Raw genomic sequence first — 13,764 nt, forward strand, 5'->3', positions numbered from 1 at the left:
TTATAATGTCGCACAAGTCACATTAATTAATTTGTAGCATCATTCAAAAATGAAATGTTAATTTACGTCACAGTGAACATCTCCGTGAGATATAAATCACAGAAAGACAATCACATTACAAATACTTTAAATGCCAATTTAAATCAGACGCAAATAACATTGAATAAAACTGAATAATATTCCAATGACTATTTGTATTATTAAATTAGTTTATATTAATTATATTTATCTACCTGACTAAATTTGCCGGTTGATTAATAGCTCCATGCTATTTAGAAAGGGTTCTTATTTGTAATACCTTAATATTTATCAAGCATAAATACACAAACTCTATAATGAGAAAAGGAAGTTACTGTGAAACATAATCTTAGTTTGCTCTCACTATCTATTGTTGTTGCTCTAGGTGGATTAACAGCATGTCATGACAACAACGCATCCGAACACGCTGCATCAGTAACTACACCCAAGGTTACTGATGCAACACAAGCCGCTAAGACGACACAAACCGTTGATAATAAAGATCAAACTAAAAATGAAGTCACGACCCCAGAGCTGTTACCTGCAACTGATCTCACTCAATATGTTGACCCTTTCATCGGCACAGCGAAAACAGGCCATACTCATCCAGGAGCTATAGCGCCTAATGGTATGATTCAAATGACACCGATTACCGATGATATGAAAAAAGACTGGTGGGCAGTTTGTTCTGGATATTATGACGACTTTGATACGCTAATAGGCTTTGGTCATACCGCTTTGAGCGGAACCGGTATTGGCGGCTTAGATAACTTCCAAATGCTGCCATTTACCACTGAAAGTATGCCGAACGATGTGGTTATACAAAGCTATCGTCCACATCTAAATAAAACCACTGAAGATGCGTCACCGGGTTATTATCATGTGCAAATTAAAGAAGGTAATATTGATGTAAAATTAACCGCAACTGAGCGTATTGGTTATCACCAATATACTTTTAAAGATGGGGCAAATAAAAAAGTAAGCTTGGTCTTAAATAGTTTTAATAAAGATTATGCTTATAATAAAACTGAAGTGGTCGATAATCGTACTGTTCGCGTAGAGCAGACATTCCGCTCTTTTGGCACCATTGAACAAACGGTTTATTTTTATGTTCAATTTGATCATGATTTTGTCGATAACCCTGTATTCCATAAAGATGATGAGTGGGCCGAAGACGGCGCACTCGTTCTTGATTTCAATACATCGGCTGACTCAGTGAAAGAGCATACCATCAATGCCAAAGTTGCGATTTCCTACACTAGCGCCCAAGGCGCTGAAAACAACTTTGATAAAGATGCCACGCGAACTTTCGATGAAGCATTAACCTACGTTAAGGCTGAATGGAATAAAAAACTCAATGAAACAAAAGTTGCCGGTGGTACTAAAGATGAGTTAACCACCTTCTATACCGCGCTATATCACACCAACGTTGCACCACATATATTCCAAGACTCAGACGGTCAATACCGCACAATGGATCGTGGTAACTTTGCAGAGATTAAACAAGCACCTGCAGACTCACCCGTATTTAGTGTCTATTCATTGTGGGATACATTCCGCGCTTTACACCCACTAAAAACCATTCTTGAGCCAAAACATGCCGTTGAACTCGCCAAAGATTTGGTTAGAAAATACCAAGAAGGTGGCATCTTGCCTAAATGGGAACTACACGGTGATTACACAGGTACCATGGTGGCCTACCCTGCTGTTGCCGTCATTGCCGATGCCATTACTAAGTTCCCCGATCAATTTACCGACCAAGAAAAACAAACAGCTCTTGAAGCCGCACTGCGCTCATCTGTGTATAAGAGTGAAGATGAAGTCAATGATTATGGCTGGGAAAATTACGGCAGCGTACAAAAACCAAACTTGAAGTTTGTTGACGGCTCACAGCTTGCAGATGGTACGCCTACCACCGCAGAGTGTGACCCATTAGCATCAGCAAAAGACTCTTTATGTGGCTTTGTCCCGGCCAAAGGTCATCCTAATGGAAATAACGAATCCGTATCCTATGGTTTAGAAATGGCCAACTTTGACCATGCCATTGTCAACATAGCAAAAGCGGCACATAACGATGACGTAGTGAAAACCTATCAGCGTCGTTCGCAGTACTGGCATAAATACTGGAACGCATCGAATCCAAACGATGCAAATGAAAACTGGCAAGAAAAATACAATATGACGGGATTCATGCGCCCAATTTGGTCAGAAGGTGACTGGTCTACCTCTGATGATGGTGTGTTCCATCCATATCAAACCGTACATGAAACAGGAGATTATACTGAAGGCACCGCATGGCAGTGGACTTGGTTTGTACCTCAAGATGTTGAGGGTTTAAAACAAGTTATGGGCGGCAATGATGATTTCTTAAGTAACCTTAACGAAGTATTCTCTAATCAATGTACTAGCACTGATGCTTCTGAATGTACTAAAACTGCTGATATGACCGGGATGATTGGGCAAGTGGCATTTGGCAACGAACCATCACACCATATTCCTTTCTTGTATAACTGGTCGAGTGAACCATGGCACACTCAAGAAGTAGTAGACCAAATTCAACACACGTTATATGGAACAGGTCACGGTGATATTGCGGGTAACGAAGATGTGGGTCAAATGTCTGCATGGTATGTCATGTCTGCTATGGGCTTATATCAAGTCAGTGGCTCCGATCCTGTGTTGACCGTAGCACGCCCTATCTTTGATAAGGTACAAGTGCCTATGGGAGACGGTGTATTCACCATTATTTCTGACAATAATAGTGCTAACAATAAGTACATTAAGTCAGTGACCATTAATGGTAAATCTCTGCACAAAAACTTCACTTTTGATTTTGCAGAATTAAAAGCAGGTGGCACCCTTCATTTTGTGATGACCGATGATGTCAAACAAGCCATGAAGCCAGAACAACTCACTAAAGGCGCATAATTAAGTTACTGTAATGGCTATAAATACAACAGGCTAGCACAATGCTAGCCTGTTTTTTGTCATTAAAAAAGGCAGCATAATAATGCTGCCCTTTAAAAATCTAGCGAGTTAAGTTAAACCAACTTCATTTCCTGAATAATATCTGAAGCAATTTCTGGTTTAGTACTGGTTGGCTTTTCATGCAAATCGGATTTTAATTGCCCTTTACGGTTACGCAGCCCTGTTTCTAGTTTTTTCAAGGTCGTTGCAATGGCTGGATACATAACGTCGTTGCTTGATTTTGCCGAAACTCTGACACCTTCATAGTTGGTGAAAATTTCCACTTCGTGATGGCCATGCTCTTTAGTAATGATAATGTCGCAACTGATCAATTGAGGATAGTGACTTTCAATTTTATCGAACTTACTTTCGATCTCTTTGCGTGAATCTTCGGTAACTGATACATGATGTGTTTGAATATTTACTTTCATTGTCTATACCTTTCTTATCACTCTGTGTCTTAAAACTTAGCAAAGATTAACGAGGTTCACCAACAATTAGCTTAGACATCTGTGACTGACTTCTGTGTTATTAAATATTATTCTCGTTACCCCTTGAATCTGCATTTGTCCGACCGAATATATTGGTCGCAAAGGAAAGTTCAACGTAAAAACCTAATGCAACAGACCTCATAACTTAGCAAAAACTTTAATGTAACAGAGTATATCTGGCATACAGAGTACTTGTTCGGTTTGGAGATGGGCCTCTCCCTCCTCATTTTACTAAAAATATTTCCTCATTGAATTTATCCCGCAACAACTTCTAGCGTCTACAGCAAACACTATCAATAAAATCAAGTGCATAAAGAAGTCATCACCACTAAAACACCTCGAATTCTGATTTAAAAAGAAACAAGCTATTTAATGATTAAAACTGTTTTTTTACGCAAATAAGGTGTAAAAGTAACGGCATATTGTCCGTTTAGTGGCTATAAAGAAAATCTCGACCTGCGGAGAATGTCACAAAACAAATTATTTTTAAAAATGCTAATCGAGATTGAAGCTTAATTGTATTACAATAAGCTTTATAAAAATTTTTTATTTGTTCCCCCAACACTACGATTTATTCACGGGAGTTCGTATGAGCAACGATAAAGCACTTGATGCCATCAGAAAGATGAAGCTAGAGAATGATACGTCAGCTGGTAACCTAGTTGACCTTCTACCGATTGAAGTACAGAAAAGAGACTTTGACCTTTCATTTCTAGACACTCTTTCAGAAGCACGTCCACGTCTTCTAGTACAAGGTGCAGACCTTGCAGAATTTAAAGCTAAAGTAAAAGCTGATCCTTCTTACTGCATGTACGATGATTTCATCAAGAACTCTACTGAGAAGTTCTATGAAACAGCACCATTTGAAGAGCCTCAAGCTTACCCACCAGAAACAGTAGGTAAAGCTTCTCTTTGGCGTCCTTACTGGCGTCAAATGTACGTAGATTGCCAAATGGCAATGAACGCGACTCGTAACCTATCTATTGCTGGTATTGTTAACGACGACGAAGATCTTATTGCAAAAGCGAAAGCTTGGACTCTAAAACTTGCAACTTACGATCCAGATGGCGTTACATCTCGTGGCTATAATGACGAAGCGGCTTTCCGTGTTGTTGCAGCTATGGCTTGGGGTTACGACTGGTTAAACGCGCACTTCACTGACGAAGAACGTGAAATTGTTAAAAATGCACTGATCACTCGTCTAGACGAAATCATGCACCACCTTAAAGTGACGGTTGACCTACTGAACAACCCACTTAACAGCCACGGTGTTCGTTCAATTTCTTCTGCTATTATCCCAACGTGTATCGCGCTTTACCACGATCACCCTAAAGCAGGCGAATACATCGCATACGCACTAGAGTACTACGCAGTACATTACCCACCATGGGGCGGTGAAGACGGCGGTTGGGCTGAAGGTCCTGACTACTGGAACACACAAACTGCATTCCTAGGCGAAGCATTTGACCTATTGAAAGCTTACTGTGGTGTAGACATGTTTAACAAAACATTCTACGAAAACACAGGTGACTTCCCACTATACTGCATGCCTGTTCACTCTAAGCGCGCAAGCTTCTGTGACCAGTCTTCAATTGGTGATTTCCCAGGTCTAAAACTGGCTTACAACATCAAGCACTACGCTGGTGTTAACCAAAAACCAGAATACGTTTGGTACTACAACCAACTTAAAGGCCGTGATACTGAAGCGCACACTAAATTCTACAACTTCGGTTGGTGGGACTTCGGCTACGACGATCTTCGTTTCAACATCCTTTGGGATGCACCAGAAGAGAAAGCGCCTTCAAACGATCCATTGTTGAAAGTATTCCCAATCACTGGTTGGGCTGCATTCCACAACAAGATGACTGAGCGTGACGAACACATCCACATGGTATTCAAGTGTTCTCCATTTGGCTCTATCAGCCACTCTCATGGTGATCAAAACGCATTTACTCTACATGCATTTGGCGAAACTCTTGCGTCTGTTACTGGCTACTACGGTGGTTTCGGTGTGGACATGCATACTAAATGGCGTCGTCATACGTTCTCTAAAAACCTTCCTCTATTCGGTGGTAAAGGTCAGTACGGCGAGAACAAAAACACCAAGTTTGAAGGTCACCAAGACCGTTACTGTATCGAAGCTGGTGGTAACATCACCGATTACGATACTGAATCTGATATCAAAATGGTTGAAGGTGATGCAACTGCATCATACAAATTCTTTGTTCCAGAAATCGAATCTTACAAACGTAAAGTTTGGTTTGTTCAAGGTAAAGTATTTGTAATGCAAGACAAGGCAACTCTTTCTGAAGAGAAAGACATGACTTGGTTAATGCACACAACTTACACTAACGAAGTGGCTGACAAGTCATTCACTATTCGTGGTGAAAATGCGCACCTTGATGTTAACTTCATCAACGAGTCAGCAGACAACATCACTTCTGTGAAAAATGTTGAAGGCTTCGGTGAAGTAGACCCATACGAATACGAAGGTCTAGAAATCCACCGTCACGTTGAAGTGGAATTCAAAGCATCTAAAGAGCACAACATTCTGACTCTACTTGTTCCTAATAAGAACAACGGTGAGCAAATTGAAGTGTCTCACAAGTTAGTTGGCAACACGCTAGAACTAACAGTAGATGGCGAAACAGCAACTATCGAACTTTAATTCTTCGATAAGTTAAGCTAATTAGCAAAGGCCCTAGATAGATTATCTAGGGCCTTTTTTATTACATCAAATATTCTGTTCTGACGAAATACGCAGCCATGATTGTATCAATATTGAGCATACACTTGAATAATGTGACTTATTTATAAATTATTGTTCGAAACTTTGACATCGGTGCTGTATGTTTAAAAACAATCTGTTAGAGATGCCGAGGAACAAGATGGCTAAACACTTCGATAATTTTTATATCTTTTGCCAAGTCGTAAAATTAGGCAGTATGAAAGCCGCAAGTGAAGAGCTTGAAATACCGTTATCAACGGTAAGCAGACGCATCTCTACTCTAGAAGAAGACGTCAACGCTAAACTATTTATTCGCTCAAAAACCAGCTTGTACCCAACCAGTACTGGTGAGCAATATTACCATCGACTCGCCCCTCACTTCCTCAATCTTGCTGAAGAAATTGATAACATCAATAATGATAAAAATGATATTTCTGGAAGAGTCTCTATCGACTGTACCGATTTTGTTTATCAGTACTTCATTAAAGAAAAAATGGAAGAGTTACTGAAAAAATATCCTAAGTTAAAGCTGAAATTCATTCCTGCATCAGATACATCGACCTTGGATTCAGATGCCGATATTGGAGTACTCGTTGGCGACCTTCCAGACAGTAATCTCATTGCCAAAAAACTCATGTCGATTAATCTCAAAGTCGTGGCATCACCTAAGTTTCAATCAACACCACCAACGACACTGGCTCAACTAAAAGAGTTGGATTACATCGCCCATTTGCAACATCAAACGATCACAGGCTATAACACCAACACTCAAAATCTTGAGACAGTGAAGCTTTACCCTAAAATCTCACTCACTAGCGCGCAATCTGTCGTGGAAATGGCAACAGATAACTTTGGCTTTGCTCTTGTTTCAGAATTCATTGCTGAGGACGCCCTGAAGCGCGGTAAGTTAGTTGAGTGGATGAGTGACTATGAATTCCCTAGCCGAGATATTTCGTTGGTATACCGCTATAGAGCGAGAAAAACCAATGCACAGCAAGTGGTTATTGATGCCATCGTCGCAGGGTTCAATCAGTTCAAAGAGACATTAAACTAAGCGTATCCATCGCGTATTTTGTCTTAAAACAAATAACCCTGCTTATTTTATGGTTAATTGTCATTCTGAGACTTCAATTGCACTCTTTTTTGTTAAATACCACTATGCTTAATAGTGTTATCTAACATGGGGGGTGCCATTATGAAATACCAACATATTTTAGTCGCTCTGGAACTATCAGAAGACAGTAAACTGGTCATTGATCGCGCGATATCATTGGCTAAAGTGTTCGATGCTGATGTTTCATTTGTTCATATTGATGGGTCACATGGGGAAATTTATCCTGAATTAATCGATATTCAAACGGATAAACAACAACCGCCAATTAAACAGGTGTCATTAGAGAAGCTGAAACAGCTCACCGATGGTATTGAGCAACCTATCAAGCATTTCCTTATTGGTACTGGCGATCTCAGTGACAAACTACCGCAGACCATTGGCCAATACGGTTGTGACCTTCTAGTATGTGGGCATCACCATGATTTTTGGAGTCGTATCATCTCCTACTCCAAACATCTCATTCACAACTCGCCGGTTGATATTTTAGTTGTACCTTTAAAAGACGATTAGCTGCTTATCTAAAGTCATAGCAAATAAGCACTGCTAGTGTCATTTAAAACAGCAAACCATACAAACGTCACTTAATTTTCGATTTAGCTAATCGGTCTTCTATGTGGCGTTTATTTTTGGGTCACACCAATCGCCCAATAACTCAACGACCCAGACAAACAAATAAGCAACCCATCCCTTATCACGTTAACGACTGGCGTTATGTTATGATGCCATCTTTACTTCACATGACATAACCACGCTGTAAATCACAGTTAGTACTTTGTCACTGATCATTTAAAATGGCTACTTCATGTCGAAAATCCGCATTATTGGTTTCATTATTAGCCTAGTCATCTCTAATTCGTGTTTTTCTGAAGGCTTTCGACAGCATGGAGCACATGTACATGGTTATGTACTATTTGATGTTGCCCAAGACAATAATGACTTATTAATCGATATTGTCTCACCAGGAATGGATGTCATCGGATTTGAGCATGATGTCAATACAGCGGATGAAGCTAAAGTAATGGCGAATGCCATGCAGATATTGCAGCAGCCAAATGCTATTGTCTCTATTAATCAGCAAGCACAATGCACCGTTTCAGATAGTACTGTGCAAACCTTTAAAAGCTTGCCACCGACAGATGTGGCAACTGAACAAAACAGTGCCGTACATAACCCATTTGTAGATCATAACACTCATAATAACTTTGATATTCAATATCACTTCACTTGCCAATCCCCACAACAATTAAACCAAATAGCAGTGCATTGGTTTGATCACTTTACTAATAGCAAAGTGATCACTGTGAACTACATTGGTGAACAGGGTCAATTAGCACTGTCTCTTGATCCTCAGCATACGGTGATTCATTTCAACTAATGTTTTACACATCGTGCTCGCTCACCAATGCATGGCAAATACAATCTTAGTTTTACCTTCGTAAATTATCATGCAAGCTTGTTATTTTGCGACATACTTATACCAATCGTAGTAAGTCACTGATCATCCTAGATAGTTTGGTTCATTTACTTAAAGTGACGGGATTAGCTGTAGAATCGCAGCTAGCGCTGTATGGAGGTTACTTAATGAAAGCATTCTCACGCATGATAACGCCACAATATCGGTTGATATGGCTGTGCGCCATTTTATTTTCAGCATTATTCAACTGGGCTTTTTTTAAACACTTTACCCAAGCCTTCCCAATTAATGACGGAAACACTGGTTTTCTTATCAGTGTCTGTGTTTTCTTGGTTGCGGCTCATGCATTGGTATTCTCGCTATTAGGCGGGCGGTTATTTACCAAGATTGTTCTTAGTCTTGGTTTTTTTATTGGCGCAAGTGCGGCTTATTTTTCGTGGACTTATGGCGTGGTTATCGATAAAACCATGTTGCAGAATATGCTGGAAACGGACAGCGCTGAAGCCTTTGGTCTGCTATCAGTCGAGCTTATTTTTGTTATTGTCGCTGGCGCTGTTCTGCCTACTTTTCTCATTTTTAGATCATCGATTAATTATCAATCCATCTTGCTTGAGTCTAGAGCTAAAATACTCTCTATTATATTGGCCATCTTCATCATTTTATTATCAATGGTGCCATTTTCTGCAAACTACGCTTCATTCTTTCGTGAGTATAAAAGCGTCCGATTTTACTCTGCGCCATTATTTCCAATCTACTCTGCCGGAAAATATTTTAAGCATAATCACAAAGACTTACTCAAACCTGCGAGTGAAATGCTCAATCTTGCCTCTGATGCTAAAGTTGTTCACGCCAATAAAAATAAGCATAACCTCATCATACTCATTGTGGGTGAAACAGGTCGAGCCGATCACTTTTCGTTAAATGGCTATTCACGCGAAACCAACCCACTACTAAGTAAACGCAAAGGTGTGATCAGTTTTTCAGATATGACGAGTTGCGGGACATCAACCGCGGTATCTGTTCCTTGCATGTTTTCACCCGATAAACGCAAAGACTTTAACAGCAAATCAATCTATGACGAACTGAATGCTTTAGATGCCTTAAAAGCCAATAATGTTGCGATTTTATGGCGCGATAATAACTCGTCATCAAAAGGAGTAGCAGAACGAGTTGAGTATCAAGGCTATAGGTCCTCAAAGCTCAATACTATCTGTGACCCAGAATGTCGTGATACCGGTATGTTGGTTGGTCTAGATGACTACGTAAAGCAACACTCTAACCAAGATATAGTGGTAGTACTGCACTCTATGGGCAGTCATGGGCCAGAATATTACAAACGTTACCCTGCTAAGTTCGAGAAATTCACACCAGTGTGTAAAAGCAATCAGTTGGAAAAATGTTCAAGTGAAAAAATCATCAATGCTTATGACAACACCATATTATTCACTGACTATTTCATCGATCAAAGTATTAATTGGCTCGATAACTATTCAACACAATATGAGACCGCACTGCTGTATATGAGTGATCATGGCGAGTCACTGGGTGAGGATGATATCTATCTACACGGTATGCCGTATGCTTTTGCACCAAAAGTACAAAAACATGTCGCCGCTCTTGCGTGGTTAAATGATTCTTCACCTTTCAAGTATGAAGACGTAGTAAAAAATAAGGATATGGCCTTTTCACAAGACAATTATTACTGCTCGGTGCTGTCATTATTGGAAGTTCAAACAACGGAATGTGCTAACAAAGATTCCATCTTTTTTAAACGCCCTACCGCACAATAATCAAAGCTTGCTGTTGAATTAGGTAATGGCTTTGATTAGATAGAGCTTACATAAGGTGTTCACCATCCAGATAAAGTGTCGGCCGGGCGACACTTATCCTTATTCTTTAACTTGCGTGCCAAAGTGACACAGAGATTGCTTATTGCACACTTTAACAGCATAATATCCATGTGACATTTTGACACAACAGGAGATAACATTATGGCGACTACTTTGCCTCGCATCACCGCTAGAGTTGATGTCGATACACAAGACTTACTTGCTAAAGCTGCCGCGATCGCCGGTATGTCTAGCATCAACTCGTTTGTTCTAAGCGCTGCAATCGAAAAAGCTAAACAAGTCATCGAACGTGAACAAGCTTTAAAACTGAGCCAAGCCGATGCTATGTTGCTCATGGAAGCTTTAGACCGCCCTACAACACAGAACTCAAAACTAAAAGCTGCTGCTGATCGATACGAGAGAAAAGCTCAATGATGAATACGGTACTTCTAGATAAATCTAAACACGATAGAAACCGATTCAACTGTAGCATCGAAGCTCTCAATAATTACTTAAAACTAATGGCGAGTCAGCAAGCAAAGAAGGACAATACCAGAACGTTTGTTTTGGAAGATGATAACGACAACTCACATGTCATCGGCTTTTACACGCTAACAATGACACCAATTGACTTACAGGCATTGCCTGATAAGTTACAAAAAAAGCACCTATCATCCACCTCGGGTGGTCTGATTGCCCGTCTTGCTGTCGATGACCGATACAAAGGGAAAGGCTTTGGTGAGTGGCTGCTTATCGACGCACTCAAAAAGCTATTAGTTGCTAGTGATAGCGTGGCATTTCCAGTTGTTATCGTTGATGCCAAAGACGGAGCAAAAGATTTCTATGAACGCTATGGTTTTCAAGCATTTCAAGACGCTGAAAACAAACTCTTTATCACCATTGCAGATGTAAGAGCAAGCTTAGGCTAGTTAACCGCTAGGCGGCAGAAAAGAACCTTCATCATCCATACTTTCAGTACCCTCTAATTTTAGATGTTTATACTGGAGACAACATGATGAACAGCGCAAAACAACACCAGATCACTAAGCCTATATGACCCATTTATCGCGATAAACTTCAGATTTAATAATGCGAGAACACACTAAGGGAGTAAACACTCTTAAGTCACAAGATAATAGAGTCCATTAGGGCTCTGTTTAAACTGCCATTGCATTATTAGACCATTTGAGCCAGTATATTAGGGTCATATGGACTCAAATCTGGAGAATTGCTATGGCGACTGTTGAGCTAAAAAGTTTTAAGCCGAAACGAGGCAACAAAACAAATTTCTGGTATAGCCTTGGGATTGAAGATGCAAAAACTGCACGAACAGATGCCGTGCACCAAGGGTTTAAACCAAATGTATACCGCAATATTATAGAAAGGACAAAGCTATCTCAAAGTGAATTTCACATTGTTACGCATATCCCAGTAAGTACAATCAAACGCCGACTTAAAAATGGGGAACGCTTTAATACACAAGAAAGCGATGCTATTTATAGATTAGCGATGCTCATTAAGTTAGCTACCGAGTTATTTAATGATGAGAAAAGAGCTCTAGAGTGGATGCGTGAAAGTGTCTATGGTTTAGGCGGAAAAAGACCATTAGATATGGTATCGACTACTGTAGACTTTGAAATTGTGAAAGATCTTATCGGCAGAGTTGAACACGGGGTTTTCTCGTAATGAAGCTTTACCGTCTAACACAGAAAAAATTTGCGGATACACCTTTCAGCCCCGCAGGAGCAAAACTTTATGGAGGCAGGTGGAACTCCAAAGGCACTGAAGCTTTGTATTTCGCTGAATCAGAATCTTTATGCTCATTGGAAGTATTTGTTCATGTGAATAATGACCCAAACATAGTTGACCAATACGATCTGTATCGCATAGAAGTACCAGACGAGCTTATTGTAAAACTGGACGAGGAAGATTTACCTGAAACATGGAGAAGCATTCCGGCAGGTGAAGAAACACAGGAAATTGGTGATGAGTTTCTTAATACGGTTGAGCCCCAATATGCCGCCCTACAAGTACCATCAACGATTTCCCCCAGAGACAATAACTATGTAGTTAATCCAAATCATCCATCAATGGCGGTTAGCTTTAAGAATCATGAAAAGCTAGAGTTTGGATTTGATCTTCGAATTTTCAAATAGGTTCCCAGACTCATAGAGACATTCCTTAGGTTGGTATGAGCCCTAACTTAAGGTGTGAGCAACGCTACCACGACACTTAACCAGACACCATAAACACAAAACCCAACGATGGAATGAAAAATGCCATGCGTTGGGAATCACTATTAAATGCTTGTTATGTATCTTGTTTCAAGTACTTATTTACCAAAATTTTGCCATTATTCGTTAACTTACCGCCTTGTAATTCAACTAAGCCCGCCCTAACCAAATGGGTTTTGCCCCACTTTCTTTTTGGCGCTTCTCCAAGCGATAGTGAAATTAACTCGTCAATATCAGAATTTGATAACCCATATAAACTTGAAATTATCTCGCTACTACTTTTGATGAGGGAGTCAGCCTCCTCTTCCTTACCATCAGCTTTTAATTGCGCAGCTTCAGTTACTTTGTCTTGCATTAGCTCTTGAAGAGATAACTTAAACGAAACATCACCGACTTGCCCCTCCAAACCTGCAGCTCTTGCCAATAAACCCGATATTGTTTTTTTAAACGCAATCAATACAACCAAGGTGACGGCTGGCCAAACAAGGATACTGAGAGTTTCATTAATTTGTGAGTAAAGCTCTAAATCTGTCATATTGCTCTTTGCTAGTAATTAGGTTTTCTGGCTGTAAATAAGCTTCTATTTCTTTGACGACAAACTCTTCAAAGTTGGCTTTATTAAAATCTTCACCCACCAAAAAACACTGGTCTATATCATTTGAGTAAAAGCTGTGCATATTTCGGAGCATTCCGATCACCCATTTCGGGATTATCCGATCACCCATTTCGGTTTAAACCGATCGCTGATTCCGCGATTATCAGATCACTTTTAACCTAACTCCGAAATCGATGATCGGAATAGCGAAAACTGCGATCGTAATGGCCGAAATCCTTCCTTTTTCTCTTTTAAATCAATAGCTCGCTATCCTTTACTTCTAAAACAAGAAGGAAAGGAAGCGATAATGGCCAAAAAGAGAACTCCAATGAATAAAATCAAAGAGGTATTACGCCTTAAATACGACTGCGGTC

The 13,764-nt window shown here is 40.0% G+C and carries 13 protein-coding genes; 10 read left to right on the plus strand and 3 right to left on the minus strand.

Going from position 1 to position 13,764, the window contains the following annotated elements; translation table 11 throughout:
• Positions 1-354: 354 nt before the first annotated feature.
• Positions 355-2,946 (plus strand): GH92 family glycosyl hydrolase, encoded by a 2,592-nt coding sequence (locus A9260_RS05560; protein WP_082957065.1) that lies wholly within the window; start codon positions 355-357, stop codon positions 2,944-2,946.
• 113 nt (positions 2,947-3,059) lie between these two features.
• Here A9260_RS05560 and hpf read toward each other — a convergent pair whose 3' ends face one another.
• Positions 3,060-3,416, minus strand: coding sequence for a ribosome hibernation-promoting factor, HPF/YfiA family (gene hpf / locus A9260_RS05565; protein WP_068696993.1), 357 nt, complete (start codon positions 3,414-3,416; stop codon positions 3,060-3,062).
• Between the two features lie 649 nt (positions 3,417-4,065).
• On the opposite strand from hpf, the gene A9260_RS05570 reads away from it, so the two are divergent.
• The 9 genes from A9260_RS05570 (at position 4,066) to A9260_RS05610 (ending at position 12,717) form a co-directional block, all read left to right on the plus strand.
• Entirely contained in the window at positions 4,066-6,144 is a 2,079-nt protein-coding gene (locus tag A9260_RS05570) for a DUF4962 domain-containing protein (RefSeq protein ID WP_068696994.1), read from the plus strand.
• 220 nt (positions 6,145-6,364) lie between these two features.
• Positions 6,365-7,258, plus strand: coding sequence for a LysR family transcriptional regulator (locus A9260_RS05575; protein WP_068697003.1), 894 nt, complete (start codon positions 6,365-6,367; stop codon positions 7,256-7,258).
• A gap of 141 nt (positions 7,259-7,399) precedes the next feature.
• Positions 7,400-7,828, plus strand: coding sequence for a universal stress protein (locus A9260_RS05580; protein ID WP_068697032.1), 429 nt, complete (start codon positions 7,400-7,402; stop codon positions 7,826-7,828).
• Between the two features lie 292 nt (positions 7,829-8,120).
• Positions 8,121-8,693 carry a ZrgA family zinc uptake protein gene (locus tag A9260_RS05585; protein ID WP_068697011.1) on the plus strand — a complete coding sequence of 191 codons (573 nt, stop codon included), beginning with the start codon at positions 8,121-8,123 and terminating at the stop codon, positions 8,691-8,693.
• Between the two features lie 206 nt (positions 8,694-8,899).
• Positions 8,900-10,522, plus strand: a complete 1,623-nt coding sequence (locus A9260_RS05590; protein WP_068697020.1) for a phosphoethanolamine transferase — start codon at positions 8,900-8,902, stop codon at positions 10,520-10,522.
• A 201-nt stretch (positions 10,523-10,723) separates the two neighbouring features.
• Positions 10,724-10,996 (plus strand): type II toxin-antitoxin system TacA family antitoxin, encoded by a 273-nt coding sequence (locus A9260_RS05595; protein WP_068697024.1) that lies wholly within the window; start codon positions 10,724-10,726, stop codon positions 10,994-10,996.
• The gene (locus A9260_RS05600) at positions 10,993-11,490 is read left to right on the plus strand and encodes a GNAT family N-acetyltransferase (RefSeq protein WP_068697025.1); all 498 of its coding nucleotides are present in this window, start codon (positions 10,993-10,995) and stop codon (positions 11,488-11,490) included. Before A9260_RS05595 ends, A9260_RS05600 begins: the two co-directional genes overlap by 4 nt.
• A gap of 304 nt (positions 11,491-11,794) precedes the next feature.
• A complete protein-coding gene (parS, locus tag A9260_RS05605) occupies positions 11,795-12,247 on the plus strand; it encodes a type II RES/Xre toxin-antitoxin system antitoxin (protein ID WP_068697027.1) in 453 nt (150 codons plus the stop codon).
• Positions 12,247-12,717, plus strand: coding sequence for an RES family NAD+ phosphorylase (locus A9260_RS05610; protein WP_068697028.1), 471 nt, complete (start codon positions 12,247-12,249; stop codon positions 12,715-12,717). The genes parS and A9260_RS05610 overlap by 1 nt, the downstream gene beginning before the upstream one ends.
• 154 nt (positions 12,718-12,871) lie before the next feature.
• Here A9260_RS05610 and A9260_RS05615 read toward each other — a convergent pair whose 3' ends face one another.
• A complete protein-coding gene (locus A9260_RS05615) occupies positions 12,872-13,330 on the minus strand; it encodes a hypothetical protein (protein ID WP_020198212.1) in 459 nt (152 codons plus the stop codon).
• Positions 13,299-13,484: a hypothetical protein gene (locus tag A9260_RS17010; RefSeq protein WP_197485254.1), complete on the minus strand. Its 186-nt coding sequence runs from the start codon at positions 13,482-13,484 to the stop codon at positions 13,299-13,301. The genes A9260_RS05615 and A9260_RS17010 overlap by 32 nt, the downstream gene beginning before the upstream one ends.
• Between the last annotated feature and the right edge of the window lie 280 nt (positions 13,485-13,764).

It is taken from the genome of Vibrio sp. UCD-FRSSP16_30, from assembly GCF_001676025.1.
Lineage (GTDB): Bacteria > Pseudomonadota > Gammaproteobacteria > Enterobacterales > Vibrionaceae > Vibrio.